The organism is Pseudomonas siliginis, from assembly GCF_024072275.1.
In the GTDB taxonomy this organism is placed as follows: domain Bacteria; phylum Pseudomonadota; class Gammaproteobacteria; order Pseudomonadales; family Pseudomonadaceae; genus Aquipseudomonas; species Aquipseudomonas siliginis.
Genome location: NZ_CP099598.1, coordinates 526,206 through 550,455, shown reverse-complemented (window position 1 = coordinate 550,455; position 24,250 = coordinate 526,206). Strand labels below are relative to the sequence as shown.

The following is a 24,250-nucleotide window of genomic DNA, read 5'->3' as shown; positions in this document are numbered from 1 at the left end:
GGCGCGTTTCAGCTTAGCCCCAACTCACGCCAAATCCGCAAAACCTGCCGGCGTTCGTCGGCAAACTGGTCGCCTGGTATCACCCCGGCGTCCTTCTGCAAGGCCTGCCGGTGGGCGGCGGAGCGGTAGGCCTTGTAGGCCTCGCGCAACAGACTGGCATCTTCTGCGGGCATCAGCCGTTCGTGTTCCAGCTCTTCCAGAATGCGGATGTTATCGGTCCAGCGCAGCAGCGGCGGATGGCTGTGCGACCACGCCAGGGCCGCGTATTGCACCATAAATTCAATATCGACGATACCTCCGGCGTCCTGCTTGAGGTCAAACGGCACGCCCGCATCGAAAGCGTTCGCCGCCGTGCCGGCTGCGGTGCTGCGGGTACCAAGGTTGTCGCGCATCTTGGCGCGCATCTCGCTGACTTCCTGTTGCAGCTTGGCCAGATCCCTAGGTTTGCCCAATACCTTGGCGCGGACTTTTTCGAAGGCCTGGCCAACATCCTGACTGCCCACCAGCACCCGCGCGCGCACCAAGGCCTGATGCTCCCACGTCCAGGCTTCATTTTCCTGATAGCGCGCGAACGCGCCGAGGGAACTCACCAGCAGCCCGGAAGCGCCGGACGGCCGCAGGCGCATGTCCACTTCATACAGCTGGCCGGAGTTGGTCTGCGCTGTGAGCAGGTGGATGATCCGCTGCCCCAGGCGCGTGAAGAACTGCGCGCCGTCGATGGATTTCGGCCCGTCGGTTTCCGCCTGCGGATCGCCGTCATGGATGAACACCAGATCCAGATCGGAACCATGCCCCAATTCGATACCGCCGACTTTGCCATAACCGACAATGATGAAGCCGGGATCACACAGCGTGCCGTCGGTGCGCAGCGGCGTGCCGTACTTGGCCACAGTCTGCCGCCAGGCCAGGGCCAGCACCTGTTCGAGAATCGCTTCTGCCAGCCAGGTCAGGTAATCGCTGACTTTCATCAACGGCAGGCTGCCGGCGATTTCCGAGGCGGCGACGCGCAAGCGGTGCGCCAGTTTGAAATGGCGCAGGGCTTCCATTTGCTGCTCGAGGTCGTCCTCGGGAATTCGCGTCAGGCGTTCGCGCAACTCGGCCGCCAGTTCCGGCGCCAGCGGCGGCTTGAACAGCCGACCTTCGTTGAGCAATTCGTCGAGCAGCAGCGGGAAGCGCGTGATCTGCTCGGCAATCCACGGGCTCGCCGCACACAAGGTCAGCAGGCGGCGCAGCGCACCGGGGTTTTCCGTGAGCAACACCAGATACGCCGAACGCCGCGCCACCGCTTCCACCAGCGGCAGCACGCGCTCGAGTACCAGATCGGGATTGTCATGCTCCACCGCTTGCGCGAGCAGTCGCGGAATAAAGGCATCCAGACGTTCACGTCCCAACCGCTGCATCGCGCGCAGTTGCGGACTGCCGCGCAAACCGGCCAGCGCCTTCAGGGCTTTGCCGGCATCGACGAAACCGCCCTCCTGCAACTGCCGGCACGCGGCCTCTTCGTCCTGTTCTTCCTCCCACAGCGGCAGCCATTCGCCACCGACCACCACTTCGCTTTCGCTGCCCTCTTCCTCATCGGGATCGGCGATCACCTGGGCGAAATGCCAAGCCACGCGCCCGCGCCAGTACATCAGTTGTTCATGGAACGCCGACCAATCGGCGAAGCCCAGCATGAAGGCGATCCGCGCCTGATCCTGAGCGCTATCCGGCAGCATCTGCGTCTGGCGGTCGGCAATCGCTTGAATGGCATGTTCGGTGTAACGCAGAAACTCGTAACCCTCGCGCAATTCGCTGACCACCGCCGGCGGCAGATAGCCTTGTCCTTCCAGCGTGCTCAGCACCTTTAATAGAGGACGCTGTTGCAGGCTCAGGTCGCGGCCACCGTGGATCAATTGAAAGGCCTGAGCGATGAACTCGACTTCACGGATGCCGCCGGAGCCGAGCTTGATGTTGTCGGCCATGCCCTTGCGCCGCACTTCCTGCTGGATCAACTGCTTCATGGTGCGCAGCGCTTCGATTGCCGAAAAATCCAGGTAACGGCGGTAGACGAACGGCCGCAGCATGTCGAGCAACTGCGCGCCGGCAACCTGATCGCCAGCCACCACCCGCGCCTTGATCATCGCGTAGCGTTCCCAGTCGCGGCCCTGATCCTGGTAATACTGCTCCAGCGCATTGAAGCTGAGCACCAGCGCGCCGGACGATCCGTATGGGCGCAGGCGCATGTCGACGCGAAACACGAAGCCGTCGACGGTCATCGGATCGAGCGCCTTGATCAGACGCTGGCCGAGGCGGATGAAGAATTCCTGATTATCCAGCGAGCGTTTCACGCCGACGGTTTCGCCGCCTTCGGGGTAGGCGAAGATCAGGTCGATGTCGGAAGACAGATTCAGCTCGACCGCGCCGAGTTTGCCCATGCCGAGGATGACCATCTGCTGCGGCTCACCGCTGCGCCGCCCGGTCGGCGTGCCGAACTGCTCGCAGTGGCGGCTGTACAGCCATTGATAAGCCTGATCGATGGTGGCGTCGGCCATGTCCGAGAGGTCGCGGCAGGTCTGCACCAGATCGGCCTGGCGGGTCAGGTCGCGCCAGATGATCCGCACCTGATGGCGTGCGCGCTGGCGGCGCAAGGCGCGGCCGAGTTCGTCTTCGCTCTGCGCGATGTTCACGGCGGCGGCGATCTGTGCGCACAGTTCGCCGGGCGCAAATGCCCGATCAAGTTCACCGGACGCCACCAGCGACAGCAACATCAAAGGGTCACGAATGCTCTGTTCAATGACAAATTCGCTGGCGGCGCTGACGCGGGCGAATTGCGCCCAGCGCTCCGGCGTCCATTTCGACAGGCCGTGATCGTCTTCAAGGGCGGCGACGGACGTACGGAACGACTGCTCGGATCGGCTGACCAACGGCAGGAGAATGGCGGGCAGTTCGGCAAGCACGGGCAGGGTCATGGTCTATCCTTGATCGGCGTAATAAGGGCCGCTTGTAGTGAATGATGAAAACCCGCTACGTGAAGGACTGTCGAACAAAAGTTAGAAATAGCTGAAATTTCTTCTTCTTTGGCATTCAGCATCAAACTTTCACCTTATTCGGATGGAAATCGACCCGCCTTAACGATTATTCTCACAACGCAGTCGGAGGCCACAAGCCTTTCATCTGTAGTTTTACTACTCGTCTATACATTCGAAAGGCTGAAATGCCGGAAGATTTGTAGTAAAACTACACGCCGCCGGAACAACCTGTCGGCAATCCAAGAATTTTAAATCGTCTGCCCACAAGGCCAGTCGCAAACTCAGGCAACCGATTCTGGAAGCCTTTCCGCCCTGGAGCAAGCCATGCAAGACCTCGATCCCGTCGAAACCCAGGAATGGCTGGACGCCCTGGAATCGGTTCTCGACAAAGAAGGCGAAGACCGTGCTCACTATCTGATGACCCGTATGGGCGAACTCGCGACCCGCAGCGGCTCGCAGCTCCCTTACGCGATCACCACGCCTTACCGCAACACGATCCCCGTTACCCACGAAGCACGCATGCCTGGCGACCTGTTCATGGAACGCCGCATTCGCTCGCTGGTACGCTGGAACGCGATGGCCATGGTAATGCGCACGAACCTGCGAGATTCGGACCTGGGTGGTCACATCTCCAGCTTCGCTTCCAGTGCGACCCTGTATGACATCGGCTTCAACTATTTCTTCCAGGCCCCAACCGACGAACATGGCGGCGACCTGATCTACTTCCAGGGCCACACCTCGCCAGGCGTTTACGCCCGCGCATTCATGGAAGGCCGCATCACCGAAGACCAGATGAACAACTTCCGTCAGGAAGTCGACGGTCAGGGCCTGTCGTCCTATCCGCACCCTTGGCTGATGCCTGACTTCTGGCAGTTCCCGACCGTATCGATGGGTCTGGGTCCGATCCAGGCGATCTACCAGGCGCGCTTCATGAAGTACCTGGAGCACCGCGGTTTCATCCAGCCGGGCAAACAGAAAGTCTGGTGCTTCCTGGGCGACGGCGAGTGCGACGAGCCGGAATCCCTGGGCGCGATCTCCCTGGCCGGCCGCGAGAAGCTGGACAACCTGATCTTCGTCATCAACTGCAACCTGCAGCGCCTCGACGGCCCGGTTCGCGGCAACGGCAAGATCATCCAGGAACTCGAAGGCGTGTTCCGTGGTGCGCAGTGGAACGTGACCAAAGTCATCTGGGGCCGTTTCTGGGACCCGCTGCTGGCCAAAGACGTCGACGGCATCCTGCAACGCCGCATGGACGAAGTCATCGACGGCGAATACCAGAACTACAAAGCCAAAGACGGCGCGTTCGTTCGCGAGCATTTCTTCAACACGCCTGAACTCAAGGCGATGGTTGCCGATCTGTCCGACGACGAGATCTGGAAACTCAATCGTGGCGGCCACGACCCGTACAAGGTCTACGCGGCGTACCACGAAGCGGTCAACCACAAGGAACAACCGACCGTCATCCTCGCCAAGACCATCAAGGGTTATGGCACCGGTGCCGGCGAAGCGAAAAACACTGCGCACAACACCAAGAAAGTCGACGTCGACAGCCTGAAGCTGTTCCGCGACCGCTTCGACATCCCGGTCAAGGACGAAGAACTGGAGAACCTGCCGTTCTTCAAACCAGAGCCAAACAGCGCCGAAGCCCGCTACCTCGCCGAGCGTCGTGCCGCACTGGGCGGTTTCGTGCCACAGCGCCGCGCGCAGAGCTTCAGCGTACCGACTCCGGATCTGGACACTCTGAAAGCCATCCTCGATGGCTCGGGCGACCGTGAAATTTCCACCACCATGGCTTTCGTGCGGATCCTCGCGCAACTGGTCAAGGACAAGGAAATCGGCCCGCGCATCGTCCCGATCATCCCGGACGAAGCCCGTACCTTCGGTATGGAAGGCATGTTCCGTCAGCTGGGTATCTACTCCTCCGTCGGCCAGCTCTACGAGCCAGTCGATAAAGACCAGGTGATGTTCTACAAGGAAGACCAGAAAGGTCAGATCCTTGAAGAAGGCATCAACGAAGCAGGCGCCATGAGCTCGTTCATCGCTGCCGGTACTTCGTACTCCAGTCACAACCAGCCGATGCTGCCGTTCTACATCTTCTACTCGATGTTCGGCTTCCAGCGTATCGGCGACCTGGCCTGGGCCGCTGGTGACAGCCGTACCCGTGGTTTCCTGATCGGCGGCACCGCCGGGCGTACCACCCTGAACGGTGAAGGTCTGCAGCACGAAGACGGTCACAGCCACCTGCTGGCCGCGACCATCCCGAACTGCCGCACCTACGATCCGACCTACGGCTACGAGCTGGCGGTGATCATTCAGGACGGCATGAAGAAGATGACCGAAGAGCAACAGGACATCTTCTACTACATCACCGTGATGAACGAGTCGTACCAGCAGCCAGCCATGCCGGCCGGTGCCGAAGAAGGCATCAAGAAAGGCATGTACCTGCTCGAGGAAGACACCCGCGATGCGGCGCACCACGTTCAACTGATGGGCTCCGGCACCATCCTGCGTGAAGTGCGTGAAGCGGCGAAGATCCTGCGTGAAGAGTTCAACGTCGGCGCCGACGTGTGGAGCGTTACCAGCTTCAACGAACTGCGTCGCGACGGCCTGGCCGTAGAGCGCAGCAACCGTCTCAAGCCTGGTCAGAAGCCTAAGCTGAGCTACGTCGAAGAGTGCCTGAACGGCCGTAAAGGTCCGGTCATTGCTTCTACCGACTACATGAAGCTGTTCGCCGAGCAGATCCGTCAGTGGGTACCGTCCAAGGAATTCAAAGTCCTGGGCACCGACGGTTTCGGCCGCAGCGACAGCCGCAAGAAACTGCGTCATTTCTTCGAAGTCGACCGTCATTTCGTGGTGTTGGCAGCCCTGGAAGCACTGGCTGACCGTGGTGATATCGAACCTAAGGTTGTGGCCGAAGCCATCGCCAAGTTCGGCATCGACCCGGAAAAACGCAACCCACTGGACTGCTGAGGAGACATTTTGTGAGCGAACTCATTCGCGTACCTGACATCGGCAGCGGTGAAGGTGAAGTAATTGAACTGTTTGTGAAGGTCGGCGACCGCATCGAAGCCGACCAGAGCATCCTGACCCTGGAATCGGACAAGGCCAGCATGGAAGTGCCGGCCCCGAAAGCCGGCGTCATCAAGAGCCTGAAAGTGAAGCTGGGCGACCGTCTGAAAGAAGGCGACGAACTGCTTGAGCTGGAAGTCGAGGGCGCTGCCGAAGCGGCACCTGCGCCTGCCGCTGCTCCTGCCAAAGCCGAAGAGAAACCGGCTGCGACACCTGCTGCTGCCGCGCCTGCCGCTGCTCCTGCTGCCGCTTCGGTAAAGCAAGTGCACGTGCCGGACATCGGTTCGTCGGGCAAGGCGCAGATCATCGAGATCCAGGTCAAGGTCGGCGACAGCGTCGAAGCTGATCAGTCGTTGATCACCTTGGAATCCGACAAGGCCAGCATGGAAATCCCGTCGCCTGCCGCTGGCGTGGTCAAGGCCATCAGCGTCAAGCTCAACGACGAAGTCGGCACTGGCGACCTGATTCTGGATCTGGAAGTGGCGGGTGCTGCGGCCCCTGCGGCTGCCGCTCCGGCCCAGGCTGCTGCACCGGCCGCTGCCGCTGCGCCTGCTCCGGCAGCCGCGCCAGCAGCACCGGTTGCCGACAGCGTTCAGGACATCCACGTTCCGGACATCGGCTCGGCTGGCAAAGCCAAGATCATCGAAGTGTTGGTCAAGGCGGGCGATACCGTTGAAGCCGACCAGTCGCTGATCACCCTGGAATCCGACAAGGCAAGCATGGAAATCCCATCACCTGCCGCTGGCGTGGTGGAAAGCGTTTCCATCAAGCTGGATGACGAAGTCGGTACCGGCGATCTGATCCTCAAGCTGAAAGTCAAAGGCGCGGCCCCTGCTGCTGCCCCGGCTCCAGCTGCCGCAGCTCCGAGCGCTCCGGCACCTGCCGCTGCTGCTCCGGCTGCCGCTGCACCTGCTGCCGCCGCTCCAGCCGCCGCACCGGCCAAGCCGGGCGCGAAAGTTCACGCCGGCCCTGCCGTGCGTCAACTGGCCCGTGAGTTCGGCGTCGAGCTGAGCGCTGTTGGCGCCAGCGGTCCGCACGGTCGCATCCTCAAGGAAGACGTGCAGGTTTACGTCAAGGCGATGATGCAGAAGGCCAAGGAAGCGCCGGCCGCTGCCGGCGGCGCTACCGGTGGTGCGGGCATTCCGCCGATTCCGGTGGTCGATTTCAGCCGTTTCGGCGAAATCGAAGAAGTGCCGATGACCCGACTGATGCAGGTCGGCGCCGCCAACCTGCACCGCAGCTGGCTGAACGTGCCACACGTGACGCAATTCGACTCGGCGGACATCACCGAGCTGGAAGCTTTCCGTGTTGCGCAGAAAGCCGTGGCCGAGAAGGCTGGCGTCAAGCTGACCATCCTGCCGCTGCTGCTCAAGACCTGCGCGCACTTGCTCAAGGAGCTGCCGGACTTCAACAGTTCGCTGGCGCCAAGCGGCAAGGCGATCATCCGCAAGAAATACGTGAACATCGGCTTCGCCGTCGACACTCCGGATGGCCTGTTGGTGCCGGTCATCAAGAACGTCGACCAGAAGAGCCTGCTGCAATTGGCAGCCGAAGCGGCTTCGCTGGCTGAAAAAGCGCGCACCAAGAAGCTGTCCTCGGACGAGATGCAGGGTGCCTGCTTCACCATTTCCAGCCTCGGTCATATTGGCGGCACCGGCTTCACGCCGATCGTCAACGCGCCGGAAGTGGCGATCCTCGGTGTTTCCAAGGCAACCATCCAGCCAGTCTGGGACGGCAAAGCCTTCCAGCCGAAGCTGATGCTGCCACTGTCGCTGTCCTACGATCACCGCGTGATCAACGGCGCTGCAGCGGCACGCTTTACTCAGCGTCTGGGCAGTCTGTTGGGCGACATCCGCACCATCCTGCTGTAACCCAAACGGCCCTCCGGCGACGGAGGGCCGCTTGCTGCACCCTTTCGAGCGCCACACGCTCGTACCTCAACCCCGTCAATTGACGGGGCTTTTTTTGCCTGAAATAAACCGGATCGCGCCTCTTTCCTACAACCTGCGCTGACATCGGCCACAGGTCTGGTCCACTTAACGCCAATATTTTCCGCCGCTGGCCAACTAACCTCTGCTCAGGAAAGTTGCTTCAACACGCTCCGCTTATTTAATTCTTGTTTATTAAAATCTCGAACGGAATCGATCATGTTCAAACCGACTATCGGCCCCATCGTGGGCCACACCACAACTAACCAAGTGCGCATTTTCATGCGCGGCGAACAACAGGACAAAAAACGTGTATTTGCCGGAGTTCGCGCTCGCAAGGCCGGCACGGAAAAATGGTCGAACAGCGTATTTGCACTTTTGAACCCGGCCAATGACATGTCGGGTGTACTGGTATTGCAGGATCTCGAAGCTGATTGTGAATACGAATATCAAGCCGGCTGGTTAAGCCCGATGAATCCGGTGCATACCATCGACACGGTCATTGAGTTTCCATTGCAATGGCCGCGACAGCTCTACCGCTTTCGCACCCGCACCGCGAAAGCCAGCCAGCCTCGGGGGTTTGTCGTCGGTTCGTGCCGTTATCTGCGGATTACCGCTGGCGTCGCTTCCTTGCCGCAACTGGGCGACCGCATCTTTGGCTCGATCAATCGACTGGTCGAGAACAGTCATCTACCCGTCAGCGCGGTGATCATGACCGGAGATCAAGTGTATGTAGATGATTTGAATGTCATTGCTCCGGATCGCGAAGCCAAAGACATCCTGAAGAAATATCGAACGGCATTTTCGCAACCGAATATTCAGCGACTGATGTCCAATACATCGACTTACATGATGCTCGACGATCATGAAATAGAAGATAACTGGCCTGCCAATGCCACCGCAGCGGACGAGGACTTATATCGCAACGCCATGGCCGCTTATGAACTTTATCAAGCCAGCCACAGCCCGGTTTATGCATGTAATGAGAAGGGTCAGATAGACCGGGATACGTTGAAGCATTACTGGTATCAGTTTGGCGACAGCGATATCGCCTGGTTCGTCACCGACAGCCGCACCCGACGCAACTTGTCGAAGGATGACCGGCGCATTCTCGACATCGAGCAAGAACAGGCCCTGCTGCGATGGCTGATCCATAGCCCGGCGCGAGTGAAGTTCGTGATGACCAGCGTGATGTTCTATCCCGATCGCAAGTTCAACGGTGACGATGCCTGGAAAGCATTTCCCGAACAGCGTCTGCGCCTGCTGGAAACCATCCGCACTCACCGGATCAAGAACGTGGTGTTCGTCTCCGGCGACGTTCATGGCTCTCTGACAAGTCGCCTGTCTCACAGCGAGGACGCCGATTTCGAAGTGCACACCATCGTGTCCTCGCCGCTGCACAACAGCAAATTGCTGCCGTATGCCAAGGCCTCGACGTTTATCCTCGATCAACCGCTGGTGCGCACGGCGGCAGGGGATTATCGGCACGAGCTGACCAGTGCAGTGGTGAGCCAAGACAATTTTGCGCATGTGGTCGTTGAGGCTGATCAGATATTGGTCAATTACCATGACCGCGATGGCAAGAAGTTGCAGTCGATCAGTATGAAATTGTGTTGAAACACCCAAAGATCGCAGCCTTCGGCAGCTTCTACACAAGGCGCATTACCCTGTTGGGGCTGCGTGAAGCTGCGATCTTGTGCTCATTTCAGTTGTGCACTGGAGAAATGTTCACTGCAGCCGACATATTCTTATAGCACTTGGCCTTCATCTCTCTTGTCAGTCGGTGCCGCAATGATGCAACCTTGCCGCAGCCAACAGACAAGAGGGCGAGAGCCCGGCGCATTCAGCATATTTCCAAGCGAGTTTCCTTCATGAAGAGCCAGCCCGATGCCGCCAGCCGTATGGCGGCCGAGGTAGTGACGCAGTTGCCTGTGCCCTCGCGGCTCGGCATGCTGCGTTTCGAGCGCTTGAATGAAGCGAGTTGGGCAATGCTGTTCCTCGATCCCAACTGCGAACGCCAGTTTGGCCAGCCGGCCGTCGAGCTCTGCGCACTGGTCGGCTCGCCTTACGCCAGCCTGATGGAGCCCGAGGCGCGCTATCAACTGCACGATGCGATCCAGCAGCAACTGAGCAAAAGCGCACATTACGTCGTGCGCTACACCCTGCACACCGCCGCCGGCGCGTTGAACATCCTCGAGCTGGGTGAAGCCTACAAACAGCACAACCGGCATTTGCTGCGTGGCTACCTGCTGGCGGTCGACGAGGTGTTCGACGAAACCCAGGCGCTGCCTTCGGTGGATCTGGAAACCCAGAACTCGCGCCTGCAAATCGCCCTTGAGCTGAACCAGCGTGCCCAGCAGGAACAACTGCAGCATCTGGAGCGCGTGCGTGCCCAGCAGGATCTGATTCTGCTGCTCGCACGCCAGCGCTACAGCACGCACAACTCGCTGCAGGAAGCCGCTGAACTGATCACCCGCTGCGCCTGCGATATCTACGAGATCGACTGCGCCAGCCTGTGGAACCTCGAAGGCCAGCGCTTGCTGCCGATCTCCGCTTACCATCGCGCGACCCAGGAATACATCCTGCCGGAGCCGATCGATATCAGCGGCTTCCCCGACTACATGGAAGCCCTGCACAGCAGCCGCGCCATCGATGCCCATAACGCCATGCACGACCCGCGTACCCGCGAGATGGCCGAGGCGATGCGTCCGCGTGACGTCAACGCCATGCTCGATGCCAGCATACGCGTCGACGGCCAGGTAGTCGGCGTGTTGTGCCTGGAACAGACCGGCGTCACCCGCGCCTGGCAGTCCGACGAAATCGCCTTTGCCGGCGAACTGGCCGACCAGTTCGCACAAGTGATCAACAACCACAACCGCCGCACTGCCACCAGCGCCCTGCACCTTTTTCAGCGCGCGGTCGAGCAAAGCGCCAACGCCTTCTTGCTGGTCAACTGCGACGGCGTGGTCGAGTACGTCAATCCGAGCTTCACCGCGATCACCCAGTACACCACCGAGGAAGTCCACGGCCAGCGCCTGTCGGAATTGCCCGCCCTGGAAAATCTTAGCGAGCTGCTGTTCGATGCGCCCTCGGCGCTGGCCCAGAGCAACAGCTGGCAGGGCGAATTCAAGAGCCGACGCAAGAACCTCGAACCGTACTGGGGCCAGCTGTCGATCTCCAAGGTCTATGGCGATAACCGTGAGCTGACGCATTACATCGGCATCTACGAAGACATCACTCAGACCAAATTGGCCCAGCAACGCATCGAGCGCCTGGCCTACACCGACAACCTGACCAACCTTGGCAACCGTCCGGCATTCATCCGCAATCTCGATGAGCGTTTCGCCCGCGACAGCGATACGCCGATCAGCCTGTTGCTGGTGGACATCGACAACTTCAAGCGGATCAACGACAGCCTCGGTCACCAGACCGGCGACAAACTGTTGATCAGCCTCGCCCGGCGCCTGCGCAACAGCCTCAGCCCGAGTGGCAGCCTGGCGCGTTTTGCCAGTAACGAATTCGCCGTGTTGCTCGACGACACCGACCTTGAGGCCGGGCAGCAGATCGCCAGTCAGTTGCTGATGACCCTCGACAAGCCGATGTTCGTCGACAATCAGTTGATCAGCGTCACCGGCTCCGTCGGCCTGGCCTGTGCGCCGCTGCACGGGCGCGATCCGCAAACCCTGATGCGCAACGCCGGTCTGGCACTGCACAAGGCCAAGGCCAACGGCAAACACCAGTTGCAGGTGTTCACTGAGGCGCTGAACGCCGAGGCCAGTTACAAACTGTTCGTCGAGAACAACCTGCGCCGCGCCCTGACGCAGAACGAGCTGGACGTGTTCTACCAGCCGAAACTGTGCCTGCGCAGCGGTCGTCTGCTGGGGATGGAAGCGCTGTTGCGCTGGAACCACCCGGAGCGCGGCATGATTCGCCCGGATCAGTTCATCAGCGTCGCCGAGGAAACCGGCCTGATCATTCCGATCGGCAAGTGGATCGCGCGTCAGGCGTGCCGCATGAGCAAATCCTTGACCGCTGCCGGCCTGGGCAATCTGCAGGTGGCAATCAATCTGTCACCGAAACAGTTCTCTGATCCGGATCTGGTCGCCTCGATCGCCAACATCCTCAGGGAAGAAGCGCTGCCGGCCAATCTGCTCGAACTCGAGCTGACCGAAGGCCTGCTGCTGGAAGCCACCGAAGACACGCATTTGCAACTCGACCAGCTCAAGCGCCTCGGCCTGACCCTGGCCATGGATGACTTCGGCACCGGTTATTCATCGTTGAGCTATCTGAAGAAATTCCCGATCGACATCATCAAGATCGATCGCAGCTTCATCCATGAAATCCCTGACAATCAGGACGACATGGAAATCACCTCCGCGGTGATTGCCATGGCCCATAACCTGAAACTCAAGGTGGTCGCCGAAGGCATCGAAACCGCCGAGCAACTGGCGTTCCTGCGCCGGCATCGTTGCGACGTCGGTCAGGGTTATCTGTTCGACCGACCGATTCCCGGTGACGAGTTGATCAAAGCCCTCAAGCGCTACCCGCGTGGGCCGCTGTGCCTCTAAAGCCTGCCTCTATGAAGATCCCTTGTGGGAGCGAGCCTGCTCGCGAAGGCGATAAAACCGTCGACATCTTCGTCGCCTGACACCCCGCTTTCGCGAGCAGGCTCGCTCCCACAGTTTTGATAGTGCGAATTCCGGCATCATTCGGCACACTGGCGGTCTGACTTTTTACCTCCAACCTGACTGAGAGGAACGCTCATGGTTCTGCGCTCGGAAATTCTGGTGAACAAAAACGTGCTTCCAACCAAAGAACAAGCCCTGCCCGGCCGCGAAACCGCGATGACCCTGCCGGAAAAACACTTCGTCTTCGAAGACACCCCGCTGCTCGGTCCATTCTTTCAGGACGTCGACTTTGCGATTTTCGGTCTGGGCTGCTTCTGGGGCGCGGAACGACGCTTCTGGCAGCGCGAAGGCGTGGTCAGCACCGTGGTCGGTTACGCCGGCGGCTTCACGCCGAACCCGACGTACGAAGAAGTCTGCTCGGGCCTGACCGGCCACGCCGAAGTGGTCTTGGTGGTGTATGACAAGGCCCAAGTCAGTTACGAGGAACTGCTGGCGATGTTCTGGGAACTGCACAACCCGACTCAGGGCATGCGTCAGGGCAACGACATCGGCACCCAGTACCGCTCGGTGATCTACGCGACCTCGCCTGAGCATCTGGACGCGGCGCTGAAGAGCAAGGCTGTGTATCAGGCGGAACTGTCGAAGGCGGGTCTGGGCGAAATCAGCACCGAGATCGTACAGGCGCCGACCGTGTACTTCGCCGAGACGTATCACCAGCAATATCTGGCGAAGAACCCTGAGGGTTATTGCGGGATTGGGGGCACCGGCGTGTGCATGCCTGCGAGCCTGGCGGGCAACTGAGCCCACCGGCCGATCGTTCCCACGCTCTGCGTGGGAATGCCTCAATGGACGCTCTGCGTCCGCTGTTGGGACGCGGAGCGTCCCGGGCTGCATTCCCACGCGGAGCGTGGGAACGATAAGTCAGTGATCAGCTCTCGGCAATTAACCAATCCATCTGCCAGCCACCCTGGGTCTGCCCCAGCTTCTTCGACAACCACGGCAGCAACTCACGCAACTCTTCTTCCAGCCCCCACGGCGGATTGGCGATCGCCAGCCCGGAACCGTTCAGGCTGTTCGGCGTGTCCAGCGGATGCACCAGCAGCTCCACACGCAGCAACTTCGGCGCACCGGTGCCTGCCAGGTCCTGATAGAAACGCCGCAGTGCACGCTGATCCTTCACCGGATACCAGATCGCTGCCACGGTCTGGCGCATGCGGCCGATGGCTTCTTTCATCGACGCCGCGCAACGCTGCATCTCGTCCAGTTGCTCGAACGGCGGATCGATCAGCATCACCGCGCGCTTCTCCTGCACCGGCAACATCGCCCGCGCCACGTGCCAGCCCTCGCCCAGATGCACTTTTACCCGACGATCGCCGGCCATGTTGTCCTTGAGCAACACGCCATCTTCGGGATGCTTCTCGTTGAGCATCACCCGATCCTGCGGCCGCGTCAGACGTCGTGCCAGCTCCGGCGAACCCGGGTAATAGCGCAACTGGCCATCCGGGTTCATCTCGTGCAGCACCTTCATATAGTCGGCAGTCAGCGCCGGCAGGTCCGGCTGATCCCACAAGCGCGCAATGCCTTCCAGGTACTCGCCGGTGCGATTGGCCTGATCGCCCTGCAAGTCATACAGACCGATGCCGGCGTGCGTGTCGAGATAGGCAAACGGCTGCTCCTTGCGCGACATCAGAGCGATGAGGCGGGTCAAGGTCAGGTGTTTGAACACATCGGCGTGATTGCCGGCATGGAAGGCGTGACGATAATTCATGGCTGCTCCTGCGAGGGCCGCAAAGTTTACCTTTTACCGGGCGGCAAGTCAGGGGTTCGCAGCCGAGCGGGCCTCAACATCAAAAGATCGCAGCCTTCGGCAGCTCCTACACGGGATACGCGTTCACTCTGTACGAGCTGCCGAAGGCTGCGATCTTCTGATCTTCAGGCGGGCATGCTGCGCAAGCGTCTGCCGATGACATCGAGCACATCACAGCCATCGCGCAATGGGATGGCGCACAGCAGGGCGAAGTCGCTGAGGATCACGGAGTCGCATTCGATCGAGCCGCGCATGCACATGTTTTCCAGGACCTGGACCACGGCGCGGATGCGATGGTTGGCGGCGTCCATGAGGATGTCGAGGGGCACGTGGGTGTCGACGAACAGGCTGGGCATGTCACTGCAATTGCCGGTGAGGGCCATGAAGCGGTTGTCGGGGTGAGGAGTGATTTTTTCGTAGGGTGAATCAGTATGCATATTGGTCATTTTCCGGGTCCCATGATTGATAAACGTGAGCCGCCATCACACCTTCCTACGGGTTAGGGTGGCAGCTGTGCGCGGGAGTAGGAACCGAGCAATCATGGACCTCGGCCACGCCGAAGCGTGCCCCACGCACAGCCGCCGCGAACGATCTTACGGACTTGAACCAAGTGCCGCAAAAAGCCAACGAACTGTAACGTCATGAATGCGGGAATCCTTCATCCTGCCAACGCTCTCGCGGCGACAACGAAAAGACTATCCCTGCAACCCACCGCGCACCAGTTCATGAAAGCCGCCGCGATTCGAAGGAAACGTCCGAAGCGTTTGCCCCGAAATTTCACTCTGCCTCTGCCAGCAAAAACTCCAGAAGGGACGATCGTGACGAATCTTCCGACATCGATAATTTGAAAAACTGCCCGACCTTGCAGCGCAAAACAGCCTCGGGAAACGCCTCGAATATGGCCGGTCGCTCCTCGCTCAGCCATTGCAGAGCATTGGCGATGCGTACGCTTGCATCTGTCTGCGCCAAGAGCGATTGCGGCACGCTCCACCACGGAAAGACCCGCCCCGAAACCAGCGCACGGCCCGCGATTTCGATGGCTTGGCCATTGATCAAGGCTCGTGAAACGACTGGCAGCAATTGCGCGGAATTGACCTCCTCAGAGTGCAAAAGAGGCAGCAGAAACCGACCATCCCAAAAGCGGAAAAACACGGTTTTACCGTCCGGCATCAGCACTTGAGTCAGGCTGCGGAAATGTTCGACCAGCACGTCAAGATCCGCCGAAGACACCGCCAACCATCCCCAATCCCGGGATTCTGTTTCCGCCACCCAACGTAAAAACTCACTGTCTGCAGCGACAATTCCCACGTAGGGCATCACCGCGTCCCACTCGGCATAAATGGTTTCGGCCCAGACCGGATTCGCCGTGCCCTGCCAGGCTTTGAAGGCATCGGCGTCGCTGGCGCGGCTGAAAATGGCGAACAATTTTTCCGACGCATGCAGCGGCTGCCGCGCCAGCCATTGTTCAGGCGTCAATTCCTCACGCGGCACAAACACCATCCTTACAACGCTCACACTCCTCGCAGAATGGCGCATCACCTTTGAGACTCATGATCTGTGCGGCGGTGAGAATCGCCGCCGGCGCAGCGGCCAGTTTCTCCGGCAATCCCGGCACCACCGGCGCAGCGCTGGTCGCCGCCATCGGCGCGCCACCCACAACAATCGGCACGCTGCTGAAAATTCCGCCGGGGCCGATGTTGATCCACTGTCCGCCGGCCTGAATCGTCGCGCTCGCGCCGCCATCAATGACCACTTGCTGGCCTGCGCTGATATGGATCTGCGCCGAGGCGCTGGTGGCCTGGCTGTTCACCCGCACCTGCCGGTCGCCGAGCACGGACAAATGATCATCCTGCCTGACTTCGGTCTGGCGCTGGCCGTGGGTGATGCGTTGCTCGTCGGCCTTGAGTTCATGTCGGGCGGTGCCGGTGACCACCACACTGCGCTGGTTGTCGACCTGCAACTGCTGGTCGTTGAGCACATGCTGGGTCCAGTTGCGCTGGGCACGCAGGTAGATTTCCTCGGCGCCCTTTTTGTCCTCGATGCGCAGTTCGTTATAACCGCCACCGCCAGGACTGCTCTGGCTGCGGAAGATACTGCGGGTCTTGTCTGCCGGCAGATCCAGCGGCACCGGGGTCGCCGCATTCGGCAGGCAACCCATGACCAGCGGCTTGTCGGCATCGCCATCAATGAAGCCGACCAAAACTTCCATGCCGACGCGCGGAATCAACACGCTGCCGTAGTGATCGTGAGCCCAACCGGTCGCGACGCGCAGCCAGCAACTGGAGTGCTCGTTGAGTTCGCCATCACGATCCCAGGCCAATTGCACTTTGACCCGGCCATATTCATCGCAATGGATTTCCAGGTCTTTCGGGCCGGTGACCACGGCAGGTTGGTAGCCCGACATGCGCGGTTTTTCCGGGCAAAGCGCCGGACGAAAGACCACGTCCCACGGCGTGGCGACGAAAGTATTGCGGTAGCCCTGGAAGGATTCGCCATCGCTGGTCACCGATTCCTCAAGCACCTGCGGCTGGCGGCCGCGATGCTCGACACAGGTGAGCAACCACAGATCATTCCAGTCGCTGCGCGGATGCTCGGTGAGTTGCAGAAAATGCCCGCAGACCAGTGAGGATTCGTCGCTGCTGCCCTCGGCCTGACGGTAATCGGCAACGTGCCGTTCAAGCGCACGGCGCGTCAGGTGTCTGCCGGTTTCGCGATCGTTGAATTGGCCCGGAAAGAGGTAGTCCTCCAGCACCGGACGCTGCTCGCCGTCACTGCGACTTTCCAGCGACAGGCGTGGTTTTTCGAAGTTGTAGTCGCGCCGGGTGACGACGCTGGTGCGGGTTTCCACGCGCACGTTGAACCGTTGAATCGCCGGCGCGCCCGCCGACATGCCGCTGCCCGGCAGATACAACGTTGGCGCGGGCAGCTTGGGGAACACGGTCTGGTCGTCGCCGAACACCAGCAAATGGCCTTCGGGGCTGTGTTGAAAGTGGTAATGAATGCCGACTTCGGCACACAGGCGCTGGATGAAGGCCAGATCGCTTTCGGCGTATTGCACGCAGTATTCGCGCTCCGGGTATTCGCTGCCCAGGCGAAATTCAAAGGCATCGCGCAGGATCGAATGATCCTTGAGGATCTGCGTGACAATTTGCGGCACGCTCTGATGCTGAAAAATCCGCTGGTTGATGCGATGCCCCAGATACGTCAGACGCGGGACAAGGCTGAGGTGATAGCGTGTCAGACGTTTCCCGGAATCGCCCTGCCCGACCTGATAGATCTGACCATGAATACCGCAACCCTGAGCATCGAAACTCAGAAACGCCTGACCATGCAGCAGGCTTTCCAGATCCAGGTCCGGCCGCTCGCTGACCAGTTCCAGCTCGAAGCGAAAGGGTTGGCTGATGGCTTCCCTGCCTGTGAACTCAAGGACCTTGAGGTCATGCTGGGCGCCTTCGAGGGTCAACGTGAAACGCGGTTGATTGGCAGGCGCGAACATCCGATGTCTCTCTGCAGTGTGAGGGCGGGCGATTCTGCATGAGGGGCAAGGGGTGATGAGCAGGTGACGGGAAATTCAGATTTGCCCTACGTGGTTTGCTGAAAGGACCTTTAGAAATTAGCACTTTGACTACAGACATTCCTTCAAGCCGGTCAGTGTCCCTGTGGGAGCTGGCTTGCCAGCGATGAGGTCGGCACATTCAACTTATCGCTGACTGACACACCGTCATCGCTGGCAAGCCAGCTCCCACAGGGTTCTCCAGTGTTGTTGAAGAATCACAGGCAACAAAAAACGGCCCGCCTCCGGTAGGAAGCGGGCCGTTTTCATGTGAGCCGAAGCTCAGTCCATCACTTGTTCAAATGGAAATCTTTTTCCGCTGCCTCGAAGCGCTCAACCATGCCGCGAGTCGGTTCACCCGCCTTGCTGACAAAGTAGATGGCCAGGCTGGCGAAGATGAAGCCAGGAATGATTTCGTACAGACCCAGCAGTTCGAAGTGCTTCCAGACCACCACGGTGATCGCGCCGACCAGAATGCCGGCCAGTGCGCCGTTGCGGGTCATGTCTTTCCAGACGACCGAGATCAGCACCACCGGTCCGAACGCAGCACCGAAACCGGCCCAGGCGTAGGACACCAGACCCAGTACACGGTTTTCCGGGTTGGCAGCCATCGCGATGGCAATCAAGGCTACCAGCAGCACCATGGCACGACCGACCCAGACCAGCTCAAGCTGGGAGGCGGACTTGCGCAGAAAGGTCTTGTAGAAGTCTTCGGTCAGGGCGCTTGAGCACACCAGCAACTGGCAGCTCAGGGTGCTCATTACCGCAGCCAGAATGGCCGACAGCAGCACACCGGCAACCCATGGGTTGAAGAGGATTTTCGCCAGTTCGATGAACACGCGCTCCGGGTTCTCGGTGACCGGACCGGCCACTTCCGGGTGCGCCGAGAAGTAAGCGATACCGAAGAAGCCCACCGCCACGGTGCCGCCCAGGCACAGGATCATCCAGGCCATGGAAATGCGACGCGCCTTGGCGATCGACTTCACCGAATCCGCCGCCATGAAACGCGCGAGGATGTGCGGCTGGCCGAAGTAGCCCAGACCCCAACCCATCAGCGAGATGATGCCGATGAAGGTGGTGCCTTTGAGCATGTCGAAGTTGCTCGGATCCTGCGCTTCGATGGCCAGGAACGTGGTATCGACGCCGCCGGTGGCCAGCAGGACGATGATCGGCGTAAGGATCAGCGCGAAGATCATCAGGGTCGCTTGTACGGTGTCGGTCCAGCTCACCGCGAGAAAACCGCCGACGAAGGTGTAAGCAATGGTCGCCGCAGCACCGGCCCACAGCGCCGTCTCGTAGGACATGCCAAAGGTGCTTTCGAACAGACGCGCACCGGCGACGATGCCGGAGGCGCAGTAGATGGTGAAGAACACCAGAATCACCACCGCCGAGATAATCCGCAGCAAGCCGCTTTTATCTTCGAAACGGCTGGAGAAGTAGTCCGGCAGAGTCAGTGCATCGCCGTTGTGCTCGGTCTGCACCCGCAGACGGCCGGCGACGAACAGCCAGTTCAGGTAGGCACCGACGATCAGGCCGATGGCGATCCAGCTTTCGGACAGACCGGACATGTAGATGGCGCCCGGCAGGCCCATCAGCAACCAGCCGCTCATGTCGGAGGCACCGGCAGACAGCGCGGTGACGACGCTGCCGAGGCTGCGACCGCCGAGAATATAGTCGGAAAGGTTATTCGTGGAGCGATAGGCCATGAAGCCGATCAGCACCATTGCTGCGATGTAGATCACGAACGTGATCAGGGTTGGATTGCTTACGCTCATTGAGTTACGCCCTGGCTTTGTTTTTATGTAGCGGCGGTAGTGAACCGCTCGCAAACGACGACGTTTGGCAGACGATCCGGGATCCCGCGCATTTAAGACTGATGTTTCCCCAGGAAAGCCATCAGCCGGTACACCGGGTTATTCCCGGTTGCACCTTGGCGGCGAATGCTATGCAACAAAGCAAATAAGGTGCAACCAGTTTCGCGAGAATTAGTTGCACCCAGTCGGATTAATCGACGATCACCCCGTTTTTGCTCCCTTTTGTGGCAGTCACGCCTCTTTGCTAGAAGTAAAAGCACCAAGCAGGAGCAGCACTTTCGTACCAGAAATTATTTCCTGACGAGCTGCGTATTATTCCGGCAAAAAAAGGGTTGCACCCGGTTGCACCTCATTCAGCGCACGGCTAATCTTGCGGCCAGCTGATGCCACGCAACTGTGGCAACCATGAGGATAAAAATATGGCTACCACCACCCTTGGGGTCAAACTCGATGACCCGACCCGCGAGCGCCTGAAGGCTGCCGCAACCTCGATTGATCGCACGCCGCACTGGCTGATCAAGCAGGCAATTTTCAATTACCTGGAAAAACTCGAGGGTGGTGCAACCCTGACCGAGTTGAACGGTTTGACCGCCAAAGACGCCGATGACGCAGGCGAAGTGCAGACCGATCACGCTCACCAATGCTTCCTCGAATTCGCTGAAAGCATCCTCCCGCAATCGGTGCTGCGCGCTTCGATCACCGCTGCTTACCGCCGCCCTGAGCCGGAAGTGGTGCCAATGCTGATCGAGCAGGCACGCCTGCCGGCACCGATGGCCGAAGCCACCAACAAGCTCGCGGCGACCATCGCCGAAAAACTGCGTAACCAGAAAAGTGCCGGCGGTCGCGCGGGCATTGTTCAGGGTCTGTTGCAGGAATTCTCCCTGTCGTCCCAGGAAGGCGTGGCGCTGATGTGCCTGGCCGAAGCGCTGCTGCGCATCCCGGACAAAGGCACCCGCGATGCGCTGATCCGCGACAAGATCAGCACCGGCAACTGGCATCCGCACCTGGGCAACAGCCCTTCGCTGTTCGTCAATGCCGCCACCTGGGGCTTGCTGCTGACTGGCAAACTGGTCTCCACCCATAACGAAGCCGGCCTGACTTCGTCGCTGAGCCGCATCATCGGCAAGAGCGGCGAGCCGATGATCCGCAAGGGCGTCGACATGGCCATGCGCCTGATGGGCGAGCAGTTCGTCACTGGCGAAACCATCGCCGAAGCACTGGCCAATGCGAGCAAGTTCGAAGCCAAGGGCTTCCGCTATTCCTACGACATGCTCGGTGAAGCGGCACTCACCGAAGTCGACGCGCAGAAATACCTGGCCTCGTACGAACAAGCGATCCATTCGATCGGCAAAGCGTCCCACGGCCGTGGGATTTATGAAGGCCCGGGCATTTCCATCAAGCTCTCGGCACTGCACCCGCGTTACAGCCGTGCGCAGTACGAGCGGGTGATGGACGAGCTGTACCCGCGTCTGCTGTCGCTGACCCTGCTGGCCAAGCAATACGACATCGGTCTGAACATCGACGCCGAAGAAGCCGACCGCCTCGAGCTGTCGCTGGATCTGCTTGAGCGTCTGTGCTTCGAGCCGCAACTGACTGGCTGGAACGGCATCGGTTTCGTTATCCAGGCTTACCAGAAACGTTGCCCGTACGTGATCGACTACGTGATCGATCTGGCCCGCCGCAGCCGCCATCGCCTGATGATCCGCCTGGTAAAAGGCGCGTACTGGGACAGCGAAATCAAGCGCGCCCAGGTTGAAGGCCTGGAAGGCTATCCGGTCTACACCCGCAAGGTTTACACCGACGTTTCCTACATTGCGTGCGCACGCAAACTGCTGTCGGTACCGGAAGTCATCTACCCGCAATTCGCTACGCACAACGCCCACACCCTGTCGGCGATCTACCACATCGCCGGTCAGAACTATTACCCGGGCCAGTACGAGTTCCAGTGCCTGCACGGCATGGGTGAACCGCTCTACGAACAAGTTGTAGGCAAGGTTGCCGAAGGCAAGCTGAACCGTCCGTGCCGTGTGTACGCACCGGTCGGCACCCACGAAACCCTGCTGGCGTACCTCGTGCGTCGTCTGCTGGAAAACGGCGCCAACACCTCGTTCGTCAACCGTATCGCCGACCAGTCGATTTCGATCCAGGAACTGGTGGCCGATCCGGTGGCACAGATCGAGCAGATGGCCACCGTCGAAGGCGGTTTCGGCCTGCCGCACCCGCGCATTCCGCTGCCGCGTGACCTGTACGGTGCCGAGCGCGCCAACTCGAGCGGCATCGACATGGCCAACGAACATCGTCTGGCCTCGCTGTCCTGCGCCCTGCTCGCCACCGCGCACAACGACTGGAAAGCCGCGCCGATGCTCGGTTGCGCCTCCAGCAACGAAACGCCGGTCGCGGTGCTGAACCCCTCCGATCACCGCGATGTGGTCGGTCATGTTCAAGAAGCTACCGTTGAAGATGTCGACAGCGCCATTCAATGCGCGCTGAACGCCGCGCCGATCTGGCAGGCCACCCCGCCGGCCGAACGTGCTGCGATCCTGGAACGTGCCGCTGACTTGATGGAAGGCGAGATCCAGCCGCTGATGGGCCTGTTGGCTCGCGAAGCCGGCAAGACCTACGCCAACGCCATCGCCGAAGTCCGCGAAGCCGTCGACTTCCTGCGTTATTACGCAGTGCAGGCGCGCAACGATTTCAGCAACGACGCCCACCGCCCACTGGGCCCGGTGGTGTGCATCAGCCCGTGGAACTTCCCGCTGGCAATCTTCAGCGGCCAGGTCGCTGCGGCATTGGCTGCCGGTAATCCGGTACTGGCCAAACCGGCCGAGCAGACTCCGCTGGTAGCGGCTCAGGCTGTGCGCCTGATGCTCGAAGCCGGCATCCCGGAAGGCGTGCTGCAACTGCTGCCGGGGCGCGGTGAAACCGTCGGCGCCGGTCTGGTCGGTGACGAGCGCGTCAAAGGCGTGATGTTCACCGGTTCCACCGAAGTCGCGCGCTTGCTGCAACGCAACATCGCTGGCCGTCTCGACAGCCAGGGCCGTCCGATTCCGCTGATCGCCGAAACCGGTGGCCAGAACGCGATGATCGTCGATTCCTCGGCTTTGACTGAACAAGTCGTGATCGACGTAGTGTCGTCGGCCTTCGACAGCGCCGGTCAGCGCTGCTCGGCGTTGCGCGTGCTGTGCCTGCAGGAAGATTCCGCCGATCGCGTCATCGAAATGCTCAAAGGTGCCATGGCCGAAAGCCGTCTCGGCAACCCCGAGCGTCTGTCCGTGGACATCGGCCCGGTGATCGACGCCGAAGCCAAGGCCGGTATCGACAAGCATATCCAGGGTATGCGCGATAAGGGTCGCAATGTTTACCAGGTGGCGATTGCCGACAGCGAAGAGATCAAGCGCGGCACCTTCGTCATGCCGACCCTGATCGAGCTGGAAAGCTTCGACGAACTGCAACGCGAAATCTTCGGCCCGGTACTGCACGTGGTGCGCTACAAGCGCAAAGAGCTGGATCAACTGATCGGCCAGATCAACGCCTCCGGTTATGGCCTGACGCTGGGCGTGCACACGCGCATCGACGAGACCATCGCCAAGGTGATCGACAACGTCAACGCCGGTAACGTCTACGTCAACCGCAACATCGTCGGTGCCGTGGTCGGCGTGCAGCCATTCGGCGGCGAAGGCCTGTCGGGTACTGGCCCGAAAGCCGGCGGCCCGCTGTATCTGTACCGTTTGCTGTCGACGCGTCCTAGCGACGCCATCGAGCAATCCTTCGCTCGCGGTGACGCCATCGTCGCCCCGGACGTGCGCTTGCGCGATGCCATGAGCCAATCGTTGAACGCTCTGAAAGCCTGGGCCGACAACAACAAGTTCGCCGATCTGAGCACCCTGTGCGTGCAATACGCAGCGCAATCGCAGAGCGGCATCACTCGCGTGCTGGCTGGCCCGACCGGCGAGAAAAACAGCTACGCCATCCTGCCGCGCGAGCACGTGCTGTGCCTGGCGGAAGTTGAAGGTGATCTGCTGACGCAACTGGCGGCGGTGCTGGCGGTTGGCGGTTCGGCGGTGTGGCCGGAAACCGAGCTGACCAAGGCGTTGCTCGCCCGTCTGCCGAAGGAAGTCCAGGCGCGGATCAAACGCGTTGCCGACTGGAACAAGGACGAAGTGGTGTTCGATGCCGTGCTGCATCACGGCCACTCCGACCAGTTGCGCGGCGTCTGCCAGCAGATCGCCCAGCGTGGCGGCGCGATCGTTGGCGTTCAGGGACTGTCCCAAGGCGAGACCAACATTGCCCTGGAGCGCCTGGTGATCGAGCGTGCATTGAGCGTGAACACCGCTGCGGCGGGGGGTAACGCCAGCTTGATGACGATCGGTTAAACCGCTGTAAATCCAGGCGACCGCAATGGTCGCCTGGTACGCAATACTCTGTGGGAGCGAGCCTGCTCGC

General features: G+C 60.4%; 12 protein-coding genes. 6 read left to right on the top strand and 6 right to left on the bottom strand.

All coding sequences use genetic code 11. The features are described from left to right. Positions 1 to 8 precede the first annotated feature (8 nt). Positions 9 to 2,948: a bifunctional [glutamate--ammonia ligase]-adenylyl-L-tyrosine phosphorylase/[glutamate--ammonia-ligase] adenylyltransferase gene (gene glnE, locus NF676_RS02990; protein WP_252887208.1), complete on the bottom strand. Its 2,940-nt coding sequence runs from the start codon at positions 2,946 to 2,948 to the stop codon at positions 9 to 11. A 384-nt stretch (positions 2,949 to 3,332) separates the two neighbouring features. Here glnE and aceE point away from each other — a divergent pair, with 384 nt between their 5' ends. The 5 genes from aceE (at position 3,333) to msrA (ending at position 13,434) form a co-directional block, all read left to right on the top strand. Further along, a complete protein-coding gene (aceE, locus tag NF676_RS02985; protein ID WP_101156503.1) occupies positions 3,333 to 5,978 on the top strand; it encodes a pyruvate dehydrogenase (acetyl-transferring), homodimeric type in 2,646 nt (881 codons plus the stop codon). A gap of 11 nt (positions 5,979 to 5,989) precedes the next feature. Next, entirely contained in the window at positions 5,990 to 7,948 is a 1,959-nt protein-coding gene (aceF, locus tag NF676_RS02980) for a dihydrolipoyllysine-residue acetyltransferase (RefSeq protein ID WP_252868680.1), read from the top strand. A 276-nt stretch (positions 7,949 to 8,224) separates the two neighbouring features. Further along, the gene (locus NF676_RS02975) at positions 8,225 to 9,622 is read left to right on the top strand and encodes an alkaline phosphatase D family protein (RefSeq protein WP_056787456.1); all 1,398 of its coding nucleotides are present in this window, start codon (positions 8,225 to 8,227) and stop codon (positions 9,620 to 9,622) included. Between the two features lie 254 nt (positions 9,623 to 9,876). Beyond that, positions 9,877 to 12,573: a putative bifunctional diguanylate cyclase/phosphodiesterase gene (locus NF676_RS02970; protein WP_056787453.1), complete on the top strand. Its 2,697-nt coding sequence runs from the start codon at positions 9,877 to 9,879 to the stop codon at positions 12,571 to 12,573. A 195-nt stretch (positions 12,574 to 12,768) separates the two neighbouring features. Beyond that, complete coding sequence (gene msrA / locus NF676_RS02965) at positions 12,769 to 13,434, top strand: peptide-methionine (S)-S-oxide reductase MsrA (RefSeq protein WP_252887207.1); 666 nt, start codon at positions 12,769 to 12,771, stop codon at positions 13,432 to 13,434. Positions 13,435 to 13,561: 127 nt separating this feature from the next. Here msrA and NF676_RS02960 read toward each other — a convergent pair whose 3' ends face one another. From NF676_RS02960 to putP, 5 genes are all read right to left on the bottom strand, one after another. Further along, entirely contained in the window at positions 13,562 to 14,401 is an 840-nt protein-coding gene (locus NF676_RS02960; protein WP_016772007.1) for a 23S rRNA (adenine(2030)-N(6))-methyltransferase RlmJ, read from the bottom strand. Between the two features lie 164 nt (positions 14,402 to 14,565). Next, complete coding sequence (locus tag NF676_RS02955; RefSeq protein WP_056787448.1) at positions 14,566 to 14,886, bottom strand: hypothetical protein; 321 nt, start codon at positions 14,884 to 14,886, stop codon at positions 14,566 to 14,568. A gap of 331 nt (positions 14,887 to 15,217) precedes the next feature. Next, positions 15,218 to 15,940 (bottom strand): DUF4123 domain-containing protein, encoded by a 723-nt coding sequence (locus tag NF676_RS02950; protein ID WP_431078294.1) that lies wholly within the window; start codon positions 15,938 to 15,940, stop codon positions 15,218 to 15,220. Then, on the bottom strand, positions 15,921 to 17,936 hold the full coding sequence (locus NF676_RS02945) for a type VI secretion system Vgr family protein (protein ID WP_252887206.1): 2,016 nt from the start codon (positions 17,934 to 17,936) through the stop codon (positions 15,921 to 15,923). The genes NF676_RS02950 and NF676_RS02945 overlap by 20 nt, the downstream gene beginning before the upstream one ends. Positions 17,937 to 18,283: 347 nt before the next feature. After that, positions 18,284 to 19,768: a sodium/proline symporter PutP gene (putP, locus tag NF676_RS02940; protein WP_150638076.1), complete on the bottom strand. Its 1,485-nt coding sequence runs from the start codon at positions 19,766 to 19,768 to the stop codon at positions 18,284 to 18,286. A gap of 458 nt (positions 19,769 to 20,226) precedes the next feature. On the opposite strand from putP, the gene putA reads away from it, so the two are divergent. Continuing rightward, positions 20,227 to 24,180, top strand: a complete 3,954-nt coding sequence (gene putA, locus NF676_RS02935) for a trifunctional transcriptional regulator/proline dehydrogenase/L-glutamate gamma-semialdehyde dehydrogenase (RefSeq protein ID WP_056787440.1) — start codon at positions 20,227 to 20,229, stop codon at positions 24,178 to 24,180. Positions 24,181 to 24,250: the final 70 nt, after the last annotated feature.

Coding starts and splice junctions, on each gene's coding strand:
- glnE (WP_252887208.1), bottom strand. CDS start 2,948: ATGACCCTGCCCGTGCTTGCCGAACTGCCCGCCATTCTCCTGCCGTTG.
- aceE (WP_101156503.1), top strand. CDS start 3,333: ATGCAAGACCTCGATCCCGTCGAAACCCAGGAATGGCTGGACGCCCTG.
- NF676_RS02975 (WP_056787456.1), top strand. CDS start 8,225: ATGTTCAAACCGACTATCGGCCCCATCGTGGGCCACACCACAACTAAC.
- NF676_RS02970 (WP_056787453.1), top strand. CDS start 9,877: ATGAAGAGCCAGCCCGATGCCGCCAGCCGTATGGCGGCCGAGGTAGTG.
- msrA (WP_252887207.1), top strand. CDS start 12,769: ATGGTTCTGCGCTCGGAAATTCTGGTGAACAAAAACGTGCTTCCAACC.
- NF676_RS02960 (WP_016772007.1), bottom strand. CDS start 14,401: ATGAATTATCGTCACGCCTTCCATGCCGGCAATCACGCCGATGTGTTC.
- NF676_RS02955 (WP_056787448.1), bottom strand. CDS start 14,886: ATGACCAATATGCATACTGATTCACCCTACGAAAAAATCACTCCTCAC.
- NF676_RS02950 (WP_431078294.1), bottom strand. CDS start 15,940: ATGGTGTTTGTGCCGCGTGAGGAATTGACGCCTGAACAATGGCTGGCG.
- NF676_RS02945 (WP_252887206.1), bottom strand. CDS start 17,936: ATGTTCGCGCCTGCCAATCAACCGCGTTTCACGTTGACCCTCGAAGGC.
- putP (WP_150638076.1), bottom strand. CDS start 19,768: ATGAGCGTAAGCAATCCAACCCTGATCACGTTCGTGATCTACATCGCA.
- putA (WP_056787440.1), top strand. CDS start 20,227: ATGGCTACCACCACCCTTGGGGTCAAACTCGATGACCCGACCCGCGAG.